The following is a 21,986-nucleotide window of genomic DNA, read 5'->3' on the forward strand; positions in this document are numbered from 1 at the left end:
GCTTATGCCCGCCTGGAGAGGGGCCTTGTTGAGGCGAGGGGCGAGCCGTTAAGGGAGCGCCCCTCCTTCACAGCCACGAATTTCCCCCCATGAAACAGTACGAGAAGAAGCTCGACGCCCACGGCCGCCCCTACCTGGAGACGAACCTGGAGGGGCTGATGCTCACCCGCCTGCCCCTGCTCAACAAGGGCACCTCCTTCAGCCTGGAGGAGCGGCGCGAGTTCGGGTTGATGGGCCTCTTGCCCACGCACGTCTCCTCGCTGGACGAGCAGATCGAGCGCTCCTATACCAACTTCCGCTCCTTCCGCTCGGACCTGGACAAGCACGTCTTCCTGCGCGCGCTGCAGGACCGCAGCGAGGTGCTCTTCTACGCGCTGCTCAACCGGCACATCGAGGAGATGATGCCCATCATCTACACCCCGGTGGTGGCGCAGGCGGTGGAGCAGTTCAGCCGCATCTACCGCTATCCGCGCGGGCTGGTGGTGAGCCCGGAGAACATCGGGGAGATCGACTCGCTGCTGGCCCACACGCCCTTCCCGGACGTGCAGCTGATTGTCGCCACGGACAACGAGGGGATTCTCGGCATTGGAGACCAGGGCTTCGGCGGCCTGGCCATCTGCATCGGCAAGCTGTCCTTGTACACGGCCGCGGCGGGAATCGACCCGGCGGTGACGCTGCCGGTGGAGCTGGACGTGGGCACCAACCGCAAGGAGCTGTTGGATGACCCCCTCTACCTGGGCGTGAAGCGGCCGCGCATGGAGGGCAAGGAGTACGACGACTTCATCCACGCCTTCGTGACGGCGCTCAAGAAGCGCTTCCCCAACGTGCTGGTGCAGTGGGAGGACTTCAGCAAGCAGAAGGCCTTCGACGTGCTGGAGCGCTACCGGGACGTGCTGCCCTCGCTCAACGACGACATCCAAGGCACGGGCGCGGTGGTGCTCGCGGGCCTGCTGTCGGCCACGCGGCGCAGCCAGACGACGCTCGGCCAGCAGGTGTACCTGGTGCACGGCGCGGGCGCGGGCGGCGTGGGCGTGGCGCGCCAGATTGTCCGCGGCATGGAGCGCGAGGGCCTGAGCACGCAGCAGGCGCGCGAGCGCATCTACCTCATCGACTCCAAGGGCCTCATCCTGAAGGACCGCAAGGGGCTGGAGCCGTACAAGCTGGAGTTCGCGCACGAGCCCTCGCGCGTGGCGGGCTGGAAGCTCCAGGGCGCGATTCCCAGCCTGCTGGAGACGGCGCGGGAGGCGAAGGTGACGGTGCTGCTGGGGCTGAGCGGGCAGCGGGCGGCGTTCGGCGAGGAGGTGGTGAAGGCGGTGGCGGAGAACACGCCGTACCCGGTGGTGTTCGCGCTGAGCAACCCCACGGCGAACAGCGAGGCGGTGCCGGCGGACATCTACCGGTGGACGCAGGGCAAGGCGCTGGTGGCCACGGGCAGCCCCTTCGAGGACGTGGAGTGGGATGGGGCGCCGCACCCGGTGGGCCAGGGCAACAACGCCTTCATCTTCCCGGGACTGGGGCTGGGCGTGCTGCTGACGCGGGCGAAGCGGGTGACGGACGGGATGCTGACGGCGGCGTCGCTGGCGCTGGCGGACTACACGGACGGGGCGCGGCTGGCGCAGGGCGCGCTGTACCCGCGCATGGACCGGCTGCGCGCGGCGAGCCGGCAGGTGGCCATCGCCGTCATGCGCCAGGCGGTGAAGGAGGAGGTGGCCATGCGCAAGCTGCCCGAGGACCTCGAGGGCCTGCTCGAGGCGGAGATGTGGCGGCCCGAGTTCCTCCCGCTCAAGCGCGCGAAGTGAGACGGGAGCGGGGCGTCCGTCCTACGCCCCGCGTGGCACCCGCACGGTGAAGGAGGTGACGCCCCCGGCCGAGCCCACCTCCATCCGGCCGCCGTGGCCCGTCACCACCTGGTGCACGATGAAGAGCCCCAGCCCCAGGCTGCCCGACGGCCGGAACTTCGACATGCCCCGGCGGAACGGCTCGAAGAGCACCGGCACCAGCTCCGCCGGAATGGGCTCGCCCTCGTTGCTCACCTTCAGCTCCGCCTCGCCGCCCAGCCCGCGCACCTCCACCACCACCTCGGACCCCGGGCGCGCGTGCCTCAACGCGTTGGACAGGAGGTTGGAGAGCACCTGCCGCATGCGCGGCCCGTCCCACCACCCCTCGCACAGCGCGTCTCCCTCCAGGCGGATGTCGTTGCTCGGGTGCGTCACCGAGAACTCCTCGATGACCTCCCGGCCCAGCCGCACCAGCTCCGTCGCCGTGCGCTCCAGCGGAATGCCTCCGCCCAGCCGCCCGCGCGTGAAGTCCAGCAGGTCGGAGATCATCCGCCCCATGGTGTCCGCGCTGTTGGCGATGCGCCCCGTCGTCCGCATCAGCGCCTCGGGCGCCGGCCGCTCCATGCGCTGCAACGTGCGCGCCCCCAGCGAGATGGCCGCCAGGGGGTTGCGCAAATCGTGGCTCACCACGCCGATGAACTGCTGCTCCAGCTCGGCCCGGTGCCGGGCCTCCTCGTAGACCCGGGCCCGCTCCAGCGCCTGGGCCCCCAGCCGGCAGAGCGACTCCAGGTGCAGCTTCTCCCGGGTGCTGAAGCGCCTGGGCGTGGGGAAGCTCAGCGTCAGCACGCCCACCACCCGCTCCCCGCTCACCAGCGGAAGCGAGCCCCAGGAGCGGCCCCGGTTCTTCCTCACCCACGGGGCCGCCTCCGGCCAGTCCCGCTCCAGCGCCTCGATGGACTCGATCCACACCGCGCGCCCCGCGCGCACCACCTGCGGAATGGGCAGGGACTGGGTGAGCCGCAGGGTGCTGAAAGCGCGAAGCGTGTCCTCCGGGTAGCCGACGGACCCGAGCACCACCAGCCCCTCGTCCACCCCCCCGGTGACGACGCCCGCGCAGGCATCCAGGGACTTCAACCCGTGCGCCACCAGGGCCTCGGCCACCTGCCGGGGCGTGAGCGCGTGCGAGAAGGCGGCCGTCGCCGACAGGAGGGCCTCGGCATGCTGCTCGGCCAGCTTGCGCTCGGTGATGTCCAGCACGGTGCCCAGCATCCGGGCCTGTCCCCGCTCGCCGGCATGCGCCTGGCCCCGCGCGGCAATCCACCGCAGCACGCCCTCTGTCCCCAGGGCCCGGTACTCCATCTCCACCGAGTCCCCGCCCACACCGGACATTCCCCGGGCCGCGGACTCCACCCGCTCGCGGTCATCCGGGTGCACGCGCTCCAGCCACACGCGCAGGTCCACGGGCGCATCGGGGGCCATCCCGAACAGCTCCCGGGTCCGCACGTCCCACACCAGCGAGTCCGTGGCGGGCTCGTAGCACCACACCCCGAGCGCGGCGGACTCCATCGCCATGCGCAGCCGCTCCTCGCTCTGACGCAGCGACTCCTGCGTGGCCTTGCGCTCGGTGATGTCCTCCATCGTCAGCACCCCGGCGACGATGTCTCCCCGCGCATCCCGCACGGGCGAGGCACACGTCCGGGTGAGCCGGACCGAGCCGTCCTCGCGGCGGACGACGAGATCCTCCACCACCTCCCGGCCCTCGCCCAGCGCGCGCACCAGCGGCAGCTCCTCGCGCGTGTAGGACCTGCCGTCCGGGTGCGACATGAGGTGCCGGCGCATCTGCTCGAGGTTCGGCTTCGGGGAGTCCCCGAGCAGGGTGGCCATCCGCTCATTGGACAGCAGCGTGCGCCCCGAGGATGCCTCGGCGATGAGGAGGCCGGTGGGCATCTGCTGGAGCACGGCCTTGAGCAGCCGCTCCTTGGACTCCAGCTCCTCCATGAGCTGCGCCAGCCGGCGCTCGGCCTCCTTGCGCGCGGAGATGTCCACCACCACCCCCACGCCCCGGTGGGGCTCGTTCTCGAAGGCCGCGGCCCCTCGAATCACATCCACCCGCGTGCCGTCCTTGCGCACGTACTGCTTCTCCCTCAACCCGGACACGCCCTGCGTGAGCACGTCCTGGATGTTGCTCTCGTCCTGCGCCCGCCACTCCGGAGGCGTCATCTTCCGCCAGTCGAGCCGGCCCTGCTCCAGCTCCTCGCGCGTGTAGCCCACCATCTCCAGGAAGGTGTCGTTGGCGTCGAGGATGGAGCCGTCCAGGTCCCAGTAGAAGGTGCCCACCACGCCGGACTCGGTGAGCCGGCGCGCCCGGGCCTGGGAGCGCTCCAGCTCGCGCTGCAGCCGCGCCTGCTCGGCCTGGGCCTCCTCGCGCTCGCGCTGGCGGGCCTGCTCCGCCCGGCGCATCCGCACCAGGGCCCACGTCTGCGCCACCAGGTGCCGGGGCTCGATGGGCTGGGGAATGTAGCCGTCCGCGCCGTCCTCGAAGAGCCGCGCTTCCAACTCCTCGTCGCGCATCAACGCGGAGACATAGAGGATGGCGAGCGCGGCGGTGTCCGGGTTGTGCTTCAGGCGCCGGCACACCTCGAAGCCGCTCATGTCCGGCAGCCGCACGTCCAGCACCACCACGTCCGGCTTCAGCGCCGCCGCGGTGAGGGCCTCCTGCCCGCTGGACGCCTCCAGCACCTCCATGCCCGCGCGGCGCAGCGCCTTGACGATGATGTACCGCGTGGCTTCCGTATCATCCACCACCAGCACCCGCCCCTCCATCCGGAGGGGGGCTGCCAGCTCCCGCGGCTCCTGGCGCGGAAAAGGGGCGGAGGGGCCGCTGTTCGACACGATGAAACTCCCTGCTCGCCTGGGGGGACAGGCATCATGTGATGTTTGCCATGAACAGCCCGGCCCGCGCGCTCCCGGCGGAAGCGCCCGGCTGTCAGACACTACACTCCCCGGACGCCCGGCCGGAGGACGGCTCGCCCGGACTACGCGCCGCGGGGAACCCGGACGGTGAAGGTGGTGCCGGCGTCGCCGCTGCCCACCTCCACCCGGCCGCCGTGGCCCGCCACCACCTGGTGCACGATGAAGAGTCCCAGCCCCAGGCTGCCCGCCGGCCGGAATTTCGGCATGCCCCGGCGGAACGGCTCGAAGAGCACCGGCACCAGCTCCGCCGGAATGGGCTCGCCCTCGTTGCTCACCGCCAGCTCCACCTCGCCCGCCAGCTCCCGGGCCCGCACGGACACCGCCGTCCCCTGCCGCGAGTGCCTCAGCGCATTGGACAGGAGGTTGGAGAGCACCTGCCGCATGCGCTCCCCATCCCACCACCCCTCGCAGCGCGCGTCGCCCTCCAGGAGGATGCGCCGGTCCGGGTGCGTCACCGAGAACTCCTCGATGACCTCCTGGCACAACAGCACCAGGTCATTGCGCGTGCGCTCCAGCGGAATGCCTCCGCCCAGCCGCCCGCGCGTGAAGTCCAGCAGGTCCGACACCATGCGCCCCATGGTGTCCGCGCTCGTGGCGATGCGTCCGGCCGTGCGCAACACCGTCTCCGGGGCCGGCCGCTCCAGGCGCTGCAGCGTGCGCGCGCCCAGCGAGATGGAGGCCAGGGGGTTGCGCAAGTCGTGGCTCACCACGCCGAGGAACTGCTGCTCCAGCTCCGAGCGCTGCCGGGCCTCGTCCTTGGCCCGCCGCTCCTCCTCGTAGAGCCGGGCCCGCTCCAGCGCCTGGGCACACAGCCCGCAGAGCGACTCCAGGTGCACCATCTCCCGCGCGCTGAAGCGGCGCGGCGAGGCGAAGCTCAGCCCCAGCACCCCCACCACCCGCTCGCCCATCTTCAACGGCGTGCTCAGCCAGGTGCGGGTGCGGCTGTCCGCCACCGTCCGGGCGAACTCGGGCCACTCCTGGGCCAGCGATTCGCTGGCCTGCACCACGAGGGTCCGCCCCTCCAGGACGGCCGCGGTGGAGGGGGTGCGGACGCCGAGCGGAAAGCGGCTGTACTGCTGGGGAAGGGTGGCGGGATAGCCGAAGTAGCTGGAGATGCGCAGCGCGTCGCCCTCCACCAGACTGAGGACGCCCGCGTAGGCCTCCAGGGACTTCAGCCCGCGCTCCACCAGCGCGTTGCCCACCTGCTCGGGGGTGAGCGCGTGCGCGAAGGCGGCGGTGGTGGCCTGGAGCTTCCGCGGCACGCTGCTCGTTGAGCTTGCGCTCGGTGAAGTCCAGGTAGGTGCCCGACAGGGCCGTGGGCTGGCCATCCGCGCCGAAGAGGACCCGGCCCCGGGAGGCAATCCACCGCAACACCCCGTCCCGCGCGCCCACCGTCCGGTACTCGGCCGAGAAGAAGCCCCCCTTGGCCCCCGTCAGCGCGCGCAGGACCGACGCCTCCACCCACTCCCGGTCCTCCGGGTGGGTCGCCGCCCGCCACACCGTCATGTCCACCGGCGCCTCCGGCGGCAGCCCGAACAGCTCCTTGGCACGCGCGTCCCAGCGATGCTGGCCGGTGGCCAGGTCGTAGCTCCACGCGCCGAGCTCGGCCGAGTCGAGCGCCAGCCGCAACCGGGCCTCGCTGGAGGCCAGCTCCGCCATGAGGTGCTTGAGCCGGCGCTCGGACTCCCGGCGCTCGGAGAGGTCCACCACCATCGTCACGCCGCGGTGGGCCTCGCCCTCGAACGCGGCGGCCCCCAGCATGACGTCCACCCGCGCGCCGTCCTGGCGCACGTACTGCTTCTCGTACAGCCCGCTGAAGCCCTGGGCGCGGACCTCCCGGATGGCCTGCTCGTCCGCCGCCACCCACTCGGGGGGCGTCAGCCCGCGCCAGTTGACGAGGCCCTGCTCGAAGTCCTCGCGCGAGTAGCCCACCATGCCGAGGAAGGCGTCGTTGGCCTCGAGGATGGAGCCGTCCAGGTCCCAATAGAGGATGCCCACCACGCCGGACTCGGTGAGCCGGCGGGCCCGCGACTGCGTCTTCTCCAGCTCGCGTTGCAGCCGCGCCTGCTCGGCCTGGGACTCCTCGCGCTCGCGCCGGCGGGCCTGCTCCGCCCGGCGCATCCGCACCAGGGCCCACGTCTGCGCCACCAGGTGCCGGGATTCGATGGGCTGGGGGATGTAGCCATCCGCGCCGTCCTCGAAGAGCCGCTCCTCCAGCTCCTCGTCCTGCAGCAGGGCGGAGATGTAGAGCACCGGGATGGCGGCGGTGGCGGGGTCCTCCTTCAGACGCCGGCACACGTCGAAGCCGCTCATGTCCGGCAGCCGCACGTCCAGCACCACCACGTCCGGCCCGGACAGGGCCGCCGCGAGGGCCTCCTCGCCGCTCACCGCCTCCACCACCTCCATGCCCGCCAGGCGCAGCGTCTGGGCGATGAGGTAGCGCTTGGCGTCCGTGTCATCGACGACCAGTACCCGTCCATCCAACCGGGGGGGGAAGGCCCGCTTTTGCTGGGCCCCCCGGCGCGCGGAAGGGGCAGAGTGGCTGCTGCTCGACACGATGAGGGCTCCCTACTCGCCTGGGGGGGCAGGCGCCACCGGACAGATTACCGCCATGACCCCACACCGCCCCGCCCTGGAGGGAAACAGCTCTCCGCCACCGTACACGTCCCTCTTTCAGGAGGGGCGGCTCGATCGCCGACCGGGCGGGCGTCCGCCCCCCGGGCCTCACCTGGAGTGGGACGAGGAATCACCGGGAGTCTCCTCCTCGAGGCCGGGCAGCTCCAGTTGGCTCCGGGGCCCGGTCCGGCGCCGCCAGCCGGGACGTCCCGAGGGCCTGCGCGGGGGCGCATCGGTGGGCAGCAACTCGGGGACGTCCTTCCACCCCTCCTCGACGAGCGCGTCGAAGGATGCGCCCGTGGCCACGGACTCGAGCCGGCGCGCCTGCCGGTCCAGCTCGCGGATGGCCTGGAGCCGCTCGTCGTTGCCGAGCCTCGCGGCGTCCACCGCCGAGCGCAGCACGCGCAGCGTCTCGTCATAGACGTCCAGGCGCACCGGGAAGGGCTGCCGGTCCTTGCCGCCCTGGGCGAAGGCGAAGCGCGCGGGGTCGGTGAAGCGCGCGGGCGAGCCGTGGAGCACCTCGGCCACGGTGGCCAGGGCCGCCACGGTGCGCGCGCCCACGCCGGGGTGGAGCAGCAGCTCGGCGAAGTCGCGGGGGCCCTGCTCGGCCGCGGCGGCCAGCGTGCCGTGGAGCCGGCGCAGCACCACGTCCTCGCGCGTCACCTCCTCGTGCGGGGGCATCTGCAGGTGGGGCAGCAGCGGGGTGAAGGGCACGGGCGCGGGTTGGGGACGCAGCTTGCGCAGGGCGCCCAGCACCACGTCCGGCCCCTGGGAGACCAGCTCCACCTGGGCGGCCCGGGCCCGCGAGGCACGCTTGTCGGTGAGGTTGAGGATGACGCCCTGGTTGGGCCCCTCGATGGCGGCGTGGGGCGAGTCCACGAAGCTGCCCAGGCCCTCGGACAGCCAGTGGTAGCGCCGGGCCTGCCGGGCCTCGGTGTTCATCCCCTGCTGCACCACGGCCCACGCGTTGTCGTCCGAGAGGATGAGGCTGTGGGCATACAGCTCGAAGCCGTCCTGCACCGCGGCGCTGTCCACCTTGGCCGCCAGACGGCTGGCGCGGATGAGGGCGTCCGCGTCGATGCCCACCCGGTCGCCGATGATGCGCAGCTCGTCCGGGGTGCGGCGCGCCTGGAGGCCCTTGCCGCCCACGACATACAACCCGAGCTGGCGCCCGCCGGGGGTGAGCCCGCGTTTGAGCGCGCCGAGCACGGTGGTGGTGACGCCCGAGGAGTGCCAGTCCATGCCCATGACGGCGCCGAGCGACTGGAACCAGAAGGGATGGGCGAGCCGGCGCAGCACCTCGTGGCGGCCGTAGTGGAGCACGAGGGCCTCCACGAGGACGCGGCTCATGCGCGCCATGCGCTGGGCGAGCCAGTCCGGCACGCGGCCCGAATGGAGGGGAAGGTCTGCACTGCCCGTACGGTCCATGATGACTCCGGAGGTAACCTCCAGGAGTCAACCTCTGACCTCGGGTCCTTCTTCACGCGGGGGAGCGGCGAGGGCCGAGCCTGCCCGCTCTGCACCCAGACACCCTGGGAACCTGCGCTGACATCTCCCCTCTCCCCTCGGGAGAGGGGACATCACGCCCCTTCGGCCACTTCCCTGACGCGAGCTAGCGGCGGCCCTGGGAGATGCGCGCCTCGGCGCTCTCCAACTGGCAGGAGAGCACCTCGCGGTGCAGCTCCGCCATCTCCCGCCGAAGCTGCGCGAGCTCCGAGGACTGCTCGGCCTGGGCGCGGCTCATGAAGGCGTAGAGCCATGCGGTGCTCGCGAACCAGAGCGCGAGCCCGAGGAGCCAACCACGGGGAAGAGAAGTGGGCATGGGCACACTTCAGGTACCACAGGTGGGAGGATGAGCGCCAGATCCCGCCCCCCACTGACAGCGGGGTACGCGGGAGTACCTTACAGACGCCAGACGCCAGCTGCCGAGTCGTCTGACGTCGGGTACAGACGGGGGCGCCATGCTCGTCGTCCACCCCCACTTCCACCGGCGCCGCACGGGCGTCACCGCGCACACCGAGCGCATCGTCACCGAGCTGGCGCGGCTGATGGAGACGCGGGCCGTGGGGGGCAACCTGGAGGAGGACGTGCCGCGGATCGCCTGGAGCGAGCTGTGGCGGCGCATCCGTCAGGAGCCGGTGGTGTGGCACGCGCACCGCAACAACGAGCTGCTGGCCGGGCTGCTGCTGCGGCTGCTGGGCCGGGAGGTGCGGCTCGTCTACACGCGCCACGGGGGAGGGCCGCCGGGCCGCTTCACCCGCTTCCTCACCCGCTTCGCCGAGCAGCTCGTGACGCTCAACGCGCAGAGCGCCGGGTGGATGGGGAGGCCCTCGCAGCTGGTGCCGCACGGGGTGGACCTGGAGCGCTTCACACCGCCGGTGGACCGGGACGCGGCGTGGAAGGCGCTGGGGCTCGGGGGCCGGCGGGGCGTGGGCGTGGTGGGACGCATCCGCCCGAGCAAGGGCCAGGGAGACTTCGTCGAGGCGCTCGCGCCGCTGCTGCCCGGGCTGCCCGCGTCCGAGTGGACGCCGGTGCTGGTGGGGCTGGCCAAGGGCGGGGACAGGGCGTGGGCCAAGGGGCTGCGCGACAAGACGGGAGGGCGGCTGGTGCTCGCCGGAGAGCAGCGCCCGGTGGTGCCCTGGTACCAGGGGCTGAGCGTGCTGGTGAACCCGACGCACTTCGAGTCCTTCTCCATGGTGATGCTGGAGGCGATGGCGTGCGGGTGCTGCACGGTGATGAGCCGGCTGCCGCACGTGCCCTCCTTCATCGAGCACGGCCGCACGGGCTTCCTCTTCGAGCCCGGCAACGTGGCGGAGCTGCGCGAGCTGCTGAAGGAGCTGCTGAACGCGCCGGAGCGGGCGAGGCAGGTGGGGCTCAACGCCGCCGAGGAGGCCCGGGCCCGCTTCGGCGTGGCGAACGAGGCCCAGGCACTCGCGCGGGTGTACCATTCAGCGATGGGCGGCTGAACGCCCGGAGACTCTCGACATGGAAAAGAAGAAGCCGGCGGGCATCGTGCTGGGGCTCATCATCGGCCTGGTGGTGGGACTGGTGGGCGGCGTGATGGTGAGTGGCATCGTGGCGTACAACTGGGCGCACAACAAGGCCGCGAAGGCCCGTGAGGGCTGGAACCTCCACCCGGTGATCGTCGCCAGCCAGGACATGGAAGAGGGAACGGTCCTGACGTTCGACCACGTGTACCAACGGAGCATCCCGGAGCAGTTCGTCACCCGCTCCATCGTCAGACCGAGCGACGCCGATCACATCATCAACAAGAAGCTCCTGGTGCCCGTGAAGGCGGGAGACCCCATGCTCTGGACTCACTTCGAGGCCAGCCCGGCGAAGCCCGCGCCCGAGGACCAGGCGGTCGGCTCGGACTCGGCCCGCTGAGCGGACCGGAGCCGCCGGAGCCGCGCGGGCCCTCGGGTCTTCTCCGAGGGCCGCGGGGTCACTTCACTGGAAACGGTACCTGGCCGTCAGGCTCGCCGGGCGCGCGCCTACTTCTTCTTCGAGCGTGACGGCTTGGAGCGGCTGCTCGAGCGGGACGAGCCGCTCGACTTGCGCCGCGTCTTGGCGGCGGTGGTGCGGGTGCGGGACTTGGCCCCGGTGCTGCGCGTGCCGCGGGCCGGCTTCGCCCGGCGCGACGAGCTCTTGGCGGAGGTCTTCGTGGAGCTCCGCTTCGCCGCGCTCTTCTTCGCGGCGGTCTTCTTCTTCGCCGAGCCCTTCGTCTCGCCGGACTTGCTGCGCTGCTTGTTCACGACGCGGGCGGCGAGCTCCTCGGCACGGGCCTCGCTGGTGCCCCGCTTGCGCGCGGACTGTTTGATCTTCGCATACTGCCGCTGACGCTTCGGGCTCTTCACTCCACGCGGTGGCATCCGTTCCTCCTCCTGAATGTTGGATGGCTTGCGCGCCCAACATGGGGATGCCTGTTTCCAGACGCTGGGGGCGTGCGGAATTTCACGGGGAAGAACGTTGAACAGTTTGCGCTCGCCAAGTCCTTGCGCCGCGCGGACGTCCAACGCCGGACAGCTCAGGCCGCGGACTCGCCGGAGGACGGCGGCTCCGAGTCCCCGGAGCGCTCGGCCACGGCCAGGGTGATGAAGAAGGAGGTGCCGCGGCCCGGCTCGCTCTCGACGCGAATCTCCCCGCCGAGCGCGGTGATGATGCGGTGGCACACGGACAGCCCCAGCCCCGTGCCCACGCCGGCGGGCTTGGTGGTGAAGAAGGGATCGAAGACGCGCCGCAGGTGCTCGGGGGAGATGCCGGCCCCGGTGTCGCGCACCGCCACGGTGACCTGGCTGGGGCCGGAGCGCCGGGCCTCCACGCGGATTTCATTCTCCTGCACGCGGCCCGGGGTGATGGCGTGCGCCGCGTTGATGATGAGGTTGAGGAACACCTGCCCCAGGCGCGCCGCGTTGGCGTGCACGGGAGGCACCTCGCCACAGTCCTCCACCAACCGGGCCCGGTCCCGCACCTCGTGCCGGGCCATCTTCGCCGAGCCGCGCACCACCTCCGCCAGGTCCACCGGGCCGAGCGCCACGTCATCCGGCCGCGACAGCGACTTGAGATCCTGCACGATGAGGCGCACGCGCTCGGCGCCCTCGCTGGCCTCGGAGAGCGCGGCGAGCATCTCCTGGCGCGACTCCTCGGAGGGGGTGCCGGACAGCTCGTCCAGCTCCTGGTGGACGTAGCGCAGGTTGCTGAGGATGAAGGCGAGCGGGTTGTTGATTTCATGGCCCACGCCCGCGGCGAGCCGGCCCACGGAGGCGAGCCGGTCCGCGAAGAGCAACTGCTCCTGGGCGGCCTGGAGCTGCTGGAGGCTGTCCTGGAGGCGGACGTTGGTATCGGCGAGCTCGGCGGTGCGGGTGCGCACCGTGTCCTCCAGCAGGAGGTGGTAGCGGCGGGCCTCGCGCTCGGAGACCTCGGCCTCGGCGCGGATGAGCCGCTGCTTCTCCTCCAGCACCTCGCGCAGCTCGCGCGCCATCCGGTCGAAGGCGTGGGTGAGCCGGCCCAGCTCGTCATGGCCCGCCGGGGGAAGGCGGAGGTCGAAGTCCCCCCGCCCGATGCGCTCGGCCACCGTCATGAGCCCCTGGAGCGAGCGCCGCAGGGGGTTGAGGATGGCGAAGGCGAGCGCCAGCACGAGCACGAGGCAGATGGCGGGGAAGACCAGCGCCAGGTTGCGGGAGAGCTGCACGTTGCCGTCCCAGCGGCGCCGCAGCTCGTCCATCTCGGCCTTCTCCGCCTCTTGCAGGAGCTTGATGCGCTGGCCCACGTTCTGTTCGAACTGGGAGTACAGCAACCACTGCAACGTGGAGCCCACCGAGGTGCCCTCGGGGAGGGCACGCACGCGCGCCGCCGCCCACTCCGACCATTGGCGCATGGCATCGCGGAGCTCCTGTTGCTCCTGCCGCTCGGACTCCTCGGACCTGTTCCCCAACCACCGCTCCTCCCGGGCCAGGCTGTCCTCGAGCTGCGCCAGCTCCACGTCCACCTTCTCCAGCAGCTCGCGCTGCACGAGCCCGATGCTGCCCTCCACCCGCCGCATCTGCGCCAACTGGTTCAGGTAGGGCCAGACGAGCCCGTGCAACCGCTCGTAGGCATCGCGCTGCTCCTGGATGGCCGTGAGCTGCTCGCGGATGTACTGGCCCCGGCTGGCGCCGGCGTAGAGGTGGACGCCCATGAGGCATACGAGCCCGACCGCCATCAAGGCGAACAGGAACACCTTGGCGCGAATCGTCATCGCCGGGCCTCGGATCGACCAACCAACACGCGTGTATGCTCGCATGACGGCCCACTCCACGCGAATAGGGGGGCCCGAAACCACCCCGTCCCGCCGGCCCTTGCAAGCCCGCCCACCACCTTCATGTAGCCCGCGAGGCCCGGGCGATCTTCGCCTGCAGGCGCGTGTAGAGCTCGAGCACCAGGCGGAGCTCCTCGGCGGTCCGCTGCTCGATGGCGGCGTAGTCGCGGCGCTCGTAGCTGTCCCAGATGTTCTTGCTGGAGCCCTTGCGCTCGTGCAATCCCAGCCGCCCGGCCATCTCCCGGGTCGTCTTGGGATAGAGGATGGGCTCCTCGGGGAAGAGGAAGCTGGCCTCGTTGGCGAGCTCGATGGGACGGGCCTTGAAGAAGACCTCGAACAGCTCGGCCGGGCTGGCGATCTCGTTGAAGAGGGAGCGGCAGTAGAGGGCCGGGAGATCGAACTTGGTGATGCCCGCGCCACAGACGACGAGGTCCGTCGCCGGCTTGCCGAGCACGCGGACCTTCTCCTCGCGCTGGAGGCGCCACTCCTCCTCGAAGCGCGCCTTGATGGCGGAGAGCAGGGCGGCCTCGGAGGCGAAGTTCCAGAGCCAGAGCCCCTGCACCTCGGGGGCCTCGGGGATGGGCTCGTCGAAGCGCTTGCGGAAGAAGCATCCGCCCAGCAGCAGGTGTCCCGGCCGCGCGGGGTTGACGATGAGCGAGCTCAGGCTCGCGGTGCGGTCATCGGGAGGTGCATAGGCCTCCAGGTCGAAGAACAACATGGGGTGGAGGCTATCACCCCGCGTGCGGGGCGCCGCCGTGCGGCTGACGACACTCGCCCCGGCTGGGTTCCTGACATGGACACTCACCCTGTCGGGCATGCGTCACCCGCTGGGGAGTGGAGGCCGGACGGGTTGGAGAAATGCTTGGATGGAGCCGCACGGAACCGCATTCCCAGGAGGCCTCCCCTGCCATCCCCCCAGCAGACACTGTGTGCCGCCCTGGCGGCCGGATGCGTCCTCACCGCCCCGGTGGCCGAGGCCCGCTTCGGTAAATCGGGTGGCTCGTCCTCCGGCTCCAGCTCGTCCTCGTCCGGAGGCTCGCGCTCCTCCGGCTCCAGCTCTTCCAGCTCCAGCGGCGAGCACGGCAGCAGCAGCGGGAAGTCCCGGGTCCACGATGCCACGCCCGTGGGCCGGGACTCGGACGACTCGCCGGGCAACGGAGGCGACAATGGCGGGGGCTCGGGTCCGCGTCCCCGGCGGCCCCTCCTGACTCCGGGCATCGGGTGGATCTCCGTCTCCGGGACGTCTGTCCCGTATTACCGCCGGTACCGCCCGCGCCCGGTGACGCAGGAGCCGGAAGAGCGGAGCCATCCGGTGATGGTGCGGATGGGCGTGGAGGCGAACGTGCTGCCGGACGGCGGAGCGGTGGGGTTCAACCTGGGCGTCGAGGAGCGGCGCTGGGGTGTCTCGGCGCGCATCAACTCGCTGTCGCTGAACACGGAGGATGGCTCGGAGGGAAAGGACCACATCACCCTGGCGGACGCGAGTGTGACGTTCGCCCCGCTCGCGAGCGAGCACGGCCGGCTGCGGTGGGAGGCGGGCGTGGCCATGGCCCGCGCACCGGACATCACCTTCATCGGACCGAGCCTCGCGCTGTCATTCGAGCGGTGCCTGTTCGGACCGTTCGATATGGAGGGACGGGTGCAGTGGGTGCCGCTGCCGCACCTGCAACTGGATGGACAGGTGGGCCTGGCGATGCACCTGGGCGCGCTGACGGTGCGAGCCGGTTGGCGCGGGCTGCTGCTGGATGACCGGGGCCACCTGGATGGCGTGGTGCACCGGGAGAAGATGGGCGGCCCGTTCGGGGGCGTCGGCCTGCACTTCTGAGCCATTCGCTCGGGAAGCGGCCAGAGAAGCGGTGCGTCATCCGGGAGGAAGACTCCCGGCGCGGGGGTATTCACGATATGTGGGGCGGACTTCCGGAGCCCGCCATGACCCCACGTCCTCCCTGTCGCCCGCTCCCCGCGGATGGCCGCTTCCTCCAGTCGATCGCCCCCACGCCGCTGGTCCCCGTCCGCCTCGAGGCGGAGGGCCCCACCATCTGGTGCAAGCTGGAGTTCCTCAACCCGAGCGGCTCCACGAAGGACCGCATCGCGCGTTACATGCTGGAGAAGGCGTGGCGGCTGGGCGAGCTGAGCCCGGACGGCGAGGTGGTGGAGGCCTCGAGCGGCTCGACGAGCATCGCGCTGGCGCTGGCCTCGGCGCAGATGGGGCTGAAGTTCACCGCCGTCATGCCCGAGGGCGTCACGGGCGAGCGCGTGCTCACCATCCGCGCCTACGGGGGCAACGTGGAGCTGGTGCCGCGCGACGTGGGCATCCGGGGCGCCATCGCGCGAGCGGAGGAGCTCGCCCGGGAGCGCAAGGCCTTCGCGCCGCGCCAGTTCGAGAACCCGGACAACGCGGAGGCGCACCGGGTGTGGACGGGGCAGGAGATTCTCTCGCAGGTACCGGGCGGGCTGGTGCACGCGGTGGTGAGCGGGGTGGGCACGGGCGGCACGGTGGTGGGGCTGTACCAGGCCTTCGCGGAGGCGGGCTGCCCGGTGACGCCCTTCGTGGCGCGGCCCATCTCGGGGCTGGGCACCGACATCGAGTGCTGCAGCTTCAGCTCACGGGTGCCGGGCGTGGTGGATGGCCTGTCGCGGCTGTACCGCGAGGCGGACCTGCCGGGGCTGGTGGAGCTGAACATCTCGGACGATCTGGCGATGAGCACCGCGCGGGCGCTCATCCGCCGGGGTTTTCCGGTGGGGCCCTCGTCGGGGCTCAACTACGCGGCGGCGGTGGAGGCGGCGAAGCGGCTGGGTCCGCAGGCGCAGGTGGTGACGCTCTTCCCGGACCGGATGGAGCGCTACTTCTCCACCGAGCTGCTGCAGCCCAAGGGCACCGCCTGAACACCGAAGAACCGAAGAACTGAAGAACCGAAGAACGGTGCCCCCACTCTCCCCTCGCCCTCCGGGAGAGGGTCGGGGTGAGGGTGCCACGGACCCCAGGGCGTTCCGCCACGGTCAAAACAAATCCATACAAATCTTCCACGAAAAATCCCGACTCAACTGTTTGTATCCTGGGCTTTCAAACCTTCTCAAAAACGGATAAACAGGCATTCCCCCTATTCCCCCAGGAGCCGGATGAGAAAGCTATTTCTGTCCATGGCGGCGTTCACGCTGGCAGCGACCAGCGCGTCGGCAGCGGGCCGTATGAATCCGTCGGACCTTCGCCGTGTCGAGAAGGCGCGTGAGCGCATCGTCCCCGCGGTCGCCAAGGAGTTCGGACCGAAGGCCCGGTTCGTGCATCTCTTCGGCCAGGGCCGCAACATGATGGCGGGAGTCATCGCCGAGATTCCCGAGAACGCTCCGGCCACGGACGACGTGCCGTTGCTGGCCATCGTGCAGTACGACGAGCCGACGGGCGCGGTGAGCGTGGTGGCCCGCGAGTTCAAGTACCGTGAGGCCCGCGCGGTGGGTCGCAACGTGGCGCTGCTGGACGGCCAGGGCAACCTGCGCCTGCGCGAGCCCAACGGCCGCGAGCGGGTGCTGGCCCAGAAGGTGGGCGGCGATCTCTTCCCGACGGCCAAGGGTGACGCCCTGGTGGCCACGATGGCGGGTAGCAACGACGAGGGTCACGAGACGTCCGTGGCCATCATCGACATGAACGGCCGCGTGAAGGTGCTGGCGGATGGTCCCGGCATCGACGCGACGCCCAGCATCTCCCCGGATGGCAAGACGGTCGTCTTCGTGTCGGGCCGCACCAGCGTGGCCTCGTTCTTCGTCACGACGGTGGACGGCGCGGAGCCCAAGCAGCTCACCAACATCGGGATGGAGAGCCACATGCTGTTCGGCGGCGCTCCGGCGGGCTTCGTTCCCCCGCCCGTCTCCAGCCACCACATGGAGTGGGTGAGCGACGACGTGCTCCGCTACAACGCGGGCGGCGGCGAGTTCTGGAAGATCGACGTGCGCACGGGCAAGGCAGCTCCGGATCTCGGGGGTGAGAAGTGATGAACACCATGAAGAAGTTCGCCGCGACGCTGCTCTTCGCGCTGCTGGCCATGCCGGCGGTCTCCTCGGCGCAGACGATGTTCCGCTTTCCCATGTCGCAGCTCGGCGACCAGTGCGGCAACGGTGGCTGCGTCGTGAGCGCGTACAAGGATTACGGTGGCCGGGACTACGCGTGCGGTGGCGTGCGCTACTCCGGACACACCGGCACGGACTACGCCCTGGTCGGCGGGTTCAGCAAGATGGACTACGGCGTGTGGGTCATGAACGCCGCCGCGGGTGTCATCGAGTCCTCGGTGGATGGGTACTACGACCGGTGCAACTACTGGAACCAGGCCAACCCGTACGCCGCCTGCGGCCTCTACACGGCCAACTACATCATCATGCGGCACGGGGATGGCACCAAGACCAAGTACTGGCACCTGATGAAGTACACGCAGCAGTACGCCCGCAACACCAACCTGTCCTGCACCTGGTGGATCGCCCGGGCGGGCTCGTCCGGCGCCTCCACCGGTCCGCACCTGCACTTCGAGTACTGGGTGCCGAACTACGGCATCGATGACCCGTACGCCGGCTCGTGCGGCACGCCCTACACGCGCTGGACGTCGCAGGGCGCGTACCGGGGCCTGCCCGGCATCGCCTGCCAGTAGCGGGTAGCCGTTGAAGGAACCAGGGAGACCCGGGCGCCGAGCCCGGGTCTCCCTGTGTGCGTGGCCCCCTCCGCGCCGGGATGGATGAAGGGGGGAGGAAGCAGCATGCCGCCCGTGTGGGAAGCAGACGTCCATCTGACGCGCGAGGACGCCGCCCGGCGGGTGGAGCGGCAATTCCCGGAGGCTTCGCCCCGGCGAGGTTGGAGCACCTGGGGACGGGCTGGGACAACGCCGCGTATACGGTGAACGGGCGGTGGGTGTTCCGCTTCCCGCGCCGGAAGATCGCGGTGGCCCTGCTGGAGAACGAGGCCCGCATCCTGCCCCGGCTGGCGCCCCACCTGCCGCTGCGCATCCCCGAGCCGGTGTGGCACGGCCAGCCCGAGGGAGACTACCCCTACCCCTTCGCCGGGTACGCGCTGCTGCCCGGAGTCACCGCCTGCGCCGTGGCGTGGACTCCCGGGGAGCGGCTGCGCAACGCCGCGGCACTGGGGCGGTTCTTGAGGGCGCTGCACGGCATACCCGTGGACGACGAGACGCTGGCGCGAGGCCCCGGGGACGAGCTGGCCCGCGCGGACCTGCGCCAACGCGCGCCGATGATTCTCGAGCGGCTGGCAAAGCTGGAGGCGGACGGCGCGGCGGTGGACGGCGCGGCGGTGCGTGCCTGGGTGTCCCGGCTGGTGGACACCCCGCCCTGGGAGCGGCGCGCCTGCTGGGTGCACGGAGACCTGTACGCGAGACACCTGCTCGTGGACGCGCACCACACGGTGACGGGGGTGATCGACTGGGGAGACGTGCACCTGGGAGATCCGGCGATCGACCTGACGCTCGCCTTCACCTTCCTGCCGCCGGAGGCCCGGGGCGCGTTCCGCGAGGCCTATGGGGACATCGACGCGGCCACCTGGGACCGCGCGCGTTTCCGGGCGTTCCACTACGGAGTGGCGCTGCTGCTTTACGGAGAGAGCGAGCGGGACGAGGCCATCACCCGGGTGGGCTGGGACGCGCTCCGCCACGGCCTCGCCGGCTGAGGGATGGGCTGGAATCGTCCACGGGACAACGCTTAACCTGGGGGGTACTACGCACGAGCCACCCCACCGGCTCGGGACATCCTCGAGGGGGATACCACCATGAAGCGGATCCGCAGTTTCGGCGTGCTGTCGTTCGGCAAGTACCTCGCTGTCTTCAATGCCCTCATGGGCTTCCTCATCGGGCTCATGTACGGCGGTTTCTTCATGCTCTTCAGCGCGATCGGCGCCGCCTCGGGCGGGAAGAACGCCGGTCCCCTGGCCGCCTTCGGCATCGGCGGGGGCATCGCCGCCATCATCTTCATCCCCATCATGTACGCGCTGATCGGCTTCATCGGCGGCATCATCGCCACGGCGTTCGCGAACATCGCGCTGAGGATGACCGGCGGGCTCGAGCTCGAAATCGAGGACTGAGCCGGGCTCCTCCGGGGGCTTCCACACGGGAAGCCCCGGGCCGAGGCGGGGGACGTCAGCCGTTCTTCCGCTTCTGCTCGAGCAGGTAGTCGCCGTAGTCCTCGCGCAGCTTCGTCTTGAGGAACTTGCCGGTGGAGGTGCGCGGAATCTGCGGGAGGAAGACGTAGTCATCCGGCAGCCACCACTTCACGAAGCGCTTCTCCAGGTGGGCGGCGAGCTCCTCCTTGGTGGCGGACTGGCCCGGCTTGAGCACCACGGCGGCCAGCGGGCGCTCGTCCCACTTGGAGTCCTTCGCGGCGAACACGGCGGCCTCGAGCACGGCCGGGTGGGCCATGAGGGCGTTCTCCAGGTCCACGGAGCTGATCCACTCGCCGCCGGACTTGATGACGTCCTTGGAGCGGTCGGTGATGCGCACGTAGCCGTCGGCATCGAGCGTCACCACGTCTCCCGTCTTGAACCAGCCATCCGGGGTGAAGCGGTCCGTGCCCTCGCCGCCGTAGTACGAGGAGGCGACCCAGGGCCCGCGCACCTCCAGCTCGCCCATGGTCGCGCCGTCCCAGGGGAGCACCTGGCCCGCGTCACTCACGTGGCGCACCTCGACGAGCGGGAGGGCGTAGCCCTGCGTGGCGCGGAGGGCGAGCCGTTGCTCCTGAGGCAGGTGCTCGTGGTGGCGGCGCGGGCGCGCGAGCGTGCCGACGGGGTTGAGCTCCGTCATGCCCCAGGCGTGCGTGACGAGCAGGCCATGGCGGTGGAGGAAGCCGTCGATCATCGCGGGCGGCGCCGCCGAGCCACCGATGGCCATGGTGCGCACGGACTTCAAATCCCAGCGCTTGGGCTCCTGATCCAACAGGGCGAGGATGCCGAGCCAGATGGTGGGCACACCGGCGGCGAGGGTGACGCGCTCGCCGGCCATGAGCTCCACGAGGGACAGCGGGTCCAGGTGGGGCCCGGGGAAGACGAGCTTCGCGCCGGTGAAGACGGCGGCATGGGGCATGCCCCAGGCGGCGGCGTGGAACATGGGCACCACGGGGAGGATGGCGTCCGCCTCGCCGATGCCGAACGAGTCGCTCATGCACAGGGCAATCGCATGCAGCACGCAGGAGCGGTGGGAGTAGAGGACGCCCTTGGGATTGCCGGTGGTGCCGGAGGTGTAGCAGAGCATCGCCGCGGAGCGCTCCTCGAGCGCGGGCCAGGCGAAGGAGTCCTGCTCGGGCGCGAGCAGCTTCTCGTAGTCCAGGCGTCCCTCGGGGGTGGGGCCATCATCGGGGATGACGATGACGTGCTGGATGGAGGGGACGGCGGCGATGAACTTCTCGAGCAGCGGGAGGAGCGAGCGGTCCACGACGACGACGCGGTCCTCGGCGTGCCGGGCGATATAGGCGAGGTCGTTGGGGTGGAGCCGGAGGTTGAGGGTGTGGATGACCGCGCCCATGGAGGGCACGGCGAAGTAGAGCTCCAGGTGGCGGTGGTGGTTCCAGCTCAGCGAGGCCACGCGGTCGCCGGGCTTCACGCCGAGCCGGGTGAGGGCGTGGGCGAGCTTGCAGGTGCGCCGGTAGAAGTCCGCGTAGGTATAGCGGTGGAGCGACTTGTCCGGTTGGCGGCTGACGATTTCCGCGCGGCCGAAGTAGGTGCGGGCCCGCTCGAGGAAATGGGTGAACGTGAGCGGGAAGTCCATCATGCGTCCGGTGAGCATCGGTGCATCCCCCTGAAGTGAGTAGGGCACCGATGCTACCTCCAAACGCGCGGCTCACCCCTCCCGGATGCGCAGCACCACCTTGCCGGTGGCCTTGCGCGAGTCCAGCTCACGCAGGGCCTGGGCGGCCTGTTCCAACGGAAACACCTGCCCCACCACGGGCTCGACGAAGCCCTTGTCCGAGAGCGAGGACAGCCCCTTGGCGATCTCGGCGGTGAGCTCGGGCTCCTGCATGATGAAGGCGCCCCAGGCCACGCCCACCACGTCCACGTTCTTGAGGAGCAGCCGGTTCACCTTCACCTCGGGAATCCGCCCGCCCGCGAAGCCCACCACCAGCAGCCGGCCCTCGGGGGCGAGGCACTTGAGGCTCAGGTCGAAGATGTCTCCGCCCACCGGGTCCATCACCACGTCCACGCCCCGCCCCTTCGTCGCGTCCCGCACCCGCGACACCCAGTCCCCGCTGGACAGGAAGGCCTTGTCCGCGCCCGCGCTGCGAGCCACCTCGGCCTTCTCCTCGCTGCTCACCACCGCGAACACGCGGGCGCCCGCGCCGCGCGCCACCTGGATGGTCGCCGTCCCCACCCCACCGGCCGCGCCGTGCACGAGCACCGTCTCGGCCGTCTTCAACCGGCCGCGCCGGTGCAGCGCGAAGTAGGCCGTGTGGTAGTTCATCACCGTGCCCGCGGCCGCCTCGAAGCTCCAGCCCTCGGGCACGCGGAACGTCATGCCCGGCGGTGCCGCCACCACGTCCGCCCAGCCCCCGAGCATGGTGAAGGCCATCACCCGGTCGCCGGCCTTGAAGCCCGAACCCGCCGGAGCGCCGCGCACCACGCCCGCGACCTCGACGCCCGGCACGAAGGGCAGCGGCGGCTTCATCTGGTACTGGCCCTTGGTGAGCAGCAGGTCCGGGAAGCTCACTCCGGCGGCCCTCACGTCGATGAGCACCTGGTCACCCGCCTCGGGCTCCGGCACGTCCACCAGCTTCAGACCCTCGGGACCGTCCAACCGCTCGAGCTGCAACGCGCGCATGGTGTAGCTCCCCGGCCCGGCCGTGCGGGC

18 protein-coding genes and 2 pseudogenes are annotated in these 21,986 nt (G+C 70.9%); 9 read left to right on the plus strand and 11 right to left on the minus strand.

Annotated elements, in window-relative coordinates; genetic code table 11:
• Positions 1–89: 89 nt before the first annotated feature.
• A complete protein-coding gene (locus ACN28I_RS28890) occupies positions 90–1,799 on the plus strand; it encodes an NAD-dependent malic enzyme (protein WP_420945147.1) in 1,710 nt (569 codons plus the stop codon).
• Between the two features lie 21 nt (positions 1,800–1,820).
• On the opposite strand, the gene ACN28I_RS28895 is transcribed toward ACN28I_RS28890, so the two are convergent.
• The 6 genes and pseudogenes from ACN28I_RS28895 to ACN28I_RS28920 all read right to left on the minus strand — a co-directional run bounded on the left by ACN28I_RS28895 (position 1,821) and on the right by ACN28I_RS28920 (position 9,189).
• The gene (locus ACN28I_RS28895) at positions 1,821–4,670 is read right to left on the minus strand and encodes a PAS domain S-box protein (RefSeq protein WP_420945148.1); all 2,850 of its coding nucleotides are present in this window, start codon (positions 4,668–4,670) and stop codon (positions 1,821–1,823) included.
• A gap of 143 nt (positions 4,671–4,813) precedes the next feature.
• Positions 4,814–5,329, minus strand: coding sequence for a sensor histidine kinase (locus tag ACN28I_RS28900; protein ID WP_420948735.1), 516 nt, complete (start codon positions 5,327–5,329; stop codon positions 4,814–4,816).
• A gap of 15 nt (positions 5,330–5,344) precedes the next feature.
• Positions 5,345–6,079: pseudogene (locus tag ACN28I_RS28905) on the minus strand (GAF domain-containing protein); the annotation flags it as partial.
• Positions 6,024–7,307: pseudogene (locus ACN28I_RS28910) on the minus strand (PAS domain S-box protein); the annotation flags it as partial. The pseudogenes ACN28I_RS28905 and ACN28I_RS28910, both read right to left, overlap by 56 nt.
• Positions 7,308–7,475: 168 nt before the next feature.
• Complete coding sequence (locus ACN28I_RS28915) at positions 7,476–8,795, minus strand: DUF763 domain-containing protein (RefSeq protein WP_420945149.1); 1,320 nt, start codon at positions 8,793–8,795, stop codon at positions 7,476–7,478.
• Positions 8,796–8,979: 184 nt separating this feature from the next.
• Positions 8,980–9,189, minus strand: a complete 210-nt coding sequence (locus ACN28I_RS28920) for a hypothetical protein (RefSeq protein ID WP_420945150.1) — start codon at positions 9,187–9,189, stop codon at positions 8,980–8,982.
• A gap of 139 nt (positions 9,190–9,328) precedes the next feature.
• On the opposite strand from ACN28I_RS28920, the gene ACN28I_RS28925 reads away from it, so the two are divergent.
• Together ACN28I_RS28925 and ACN28I_RS28930 are read left to right on the plus strand one after the other, a co-directional pair.
• Positions 9,329–10,333: a glycosyltransferase family 4 protein gene (locus ACN28I_RS28925; protein WP_420945151.1), complete on the plus strand. Its 1,005-nt coding sequence runs from the start codon at positions 9,329–9,331 to the stop codon at positions 10,331–10,333.
• 19 nt (positions 10,334–10,352) lie between these two features.
• Positions 10,353–10,754, plus strand: coding sequence for an SAF domain-containing protein (locus ACN28I_RS28930; RefSeq protein ID WP_420945152.1), 402 nt, complete (start codon positions 10,353–10,355; stop codon positions 10,752–10,754).
• Positions 10,755–10,861: 107 nt separating this feature from the next.
• On the opposite strand, the gene ACN28I_RS28935 is transcribed toward ACN28I_RS28930, so the two are convergent.
• From ACN28I_RS28935 to ACN28I_RS28945, 3 genes are all read right to left on the minus strand, one after another.
• Complete coding sequence (locus tag ACN28I_RS28935) at positions 10,862–11,239, minus strand: hypothetical protein (RefSeq protein ID WP_420945153.1); 378 nt, start codon at positions 11,237–11,239, stop codon at positions 10,862–10,864.
• 155 nt (positions 11,240–11,394) lie between these two features.
• Complete coding sequence (locus tag ACN28I_RS28940) at positions 11,395–13,149, minus strand: ATP-binding protein (RefSeq protein WP_420945154.1); 1,755 nt, start codon at positions 13,147–13,149, stop codon at positions 11,395–11,397.
• A 76-nt stretch (positions 13,150–13,225) separates the two neighbouring features.
• Complete coding sequence (locus ACN28I_RS28945) at positions 13,226–13,882, minus strand: hypothetical protein (protein WP_420945155.1); 657 nt, start codon at positions 13,880–13,882, stop codon at positions 13,226–13,228.
• 144 nt (positions 13,883–14,026) lie between these two features.
• Here ACN28I_RS28945 and ACN28I_RS28950 point away from each other — a divergent pair, with 144 nt between their 5' ends.
• From ACN28I_RS28950 to ACN28I_RS28975, 6 genes are all read left to right on the plus strand, one after another.
• Positions 14,027–14,989: a hypothetical protein gene (locus ACN28I_RS28950; RefSeq protein WP_420945156.1), complete on the plus strand. Its 963-nt coding sequence runs from the start codon at positions 14,027–14,029 to the stop codon at positions 14,987–14,989.
• 104 nt (positions 14,990–15,093) lie between these two features.
• Positions 15,094–16,050 carry a PLP-dependent cysteine synthase family protein gene (locus ACN28I_RS28955; protein ID WP_420945157.1) on the plus strand — a complete coding sequence of 319 codons (957 nt, stop codon included), beginning with the start codon at positions 15,094–15,096 and terminating at the stop codon, positions 16,048–16,050.
• A 303-nt stretch (positions 16,051–16,353) separates the two neighbouring features.
• Positions 16,354–17,151 (plus strand): TolB family protein, encoded by a 798-nt coding sequence (locus tag ACN28I_RS28960; RefSeq protein ID WP_420945158.1) that lies wholly within the window; start codon positions 16,354–16,356, stop codon positions 17,149–17,151.
• Positions 17,151–17,798 carry a M23 family metallopeptidase gene (locus ACN28I_RS28965; RefSeq protein ID WP_420945159.1) on the plus strand — a complete coding sequence of 216 codons (648 nt, stop codon included), beginning with the start codon at positions 17,151–17,153 and terminating at the stop codon, positions 17,796–17,798. Before ACN28I_RS28960 ends, ACN28I_RS28965 begins: the two co-directional genes overlap by 1 nt.
• Positions 17,799–17,914: 116 nt before the next feature.
• The gene (locus ACN28I_RS28970; protein WP_420945160.1) at positions 17,915–18,823 is read left to right on the plus strand and encodes a phosphotransferase; all 909 of its coding nucleotides are present in this window, start codon (positions 17,915–17,917) and stop codon (positions 18,821–18,823) included.
• A 99-nt stretch (positions 18,824–18,922) separates the two neighbouring features.
• Positions 18,923–19,234, plus strand: a complete 312-nt coding sequence (locus ACN28I_RS28975) for a hypothetical protein (protein ID WP_420945161.1) — start codon at positions 18,923–18,925, stop codon at positions 19,232–19,234.
• 55 nt (positions 19,235–19,289) lie between these two features.
• Here ACN28I_RS28975 and ACN28I_RS28980 read toward each other — a convergent pair whose 3' ends face one another.
• Both ACN28I_RS28980 and ACN28I_RS28985 read right to left on the minus strand, forming a co-directional pair.
• Positions 19,290–20,927 carry a long-chain fatty acid--CoA ligase gene (locus ACN28I_RS28980; protein ID WP_420948736.1) on the minus strand — a complete coding sequence of 546 codons (1,638 nt, stop codon included), beginning with the start codon at positions 20,925–20,927 and terminating at the stop codon, positions 19,290–19,292.
• 54 nt (positions 20,928–20,981) lie between these two features.
• Positions 20,982–21,956 (minus strand): NADPH:quinone oxidoreductase family protein, encoded by a 975-nt coding sequence (locus tag ACN28I_RS28985; RefSeq protein ID WP_420945162.1) that lies wholly within the window; start codon positions 21,954–21,956, stop codon positions 20,982–20,984.
• Between the last annotated feature and the right edge of the window lie 30 nt (positions 21,957–21,986).

This window comes from Archangium gephyra (genome assembly GCF_049060025.1).
GTDB classification, from domain to species: Bacteria; Myxococcota; Myxococcia; order Myxococcales; family Myxococcaceae; genus Archangium; species Archangium gephyra_A.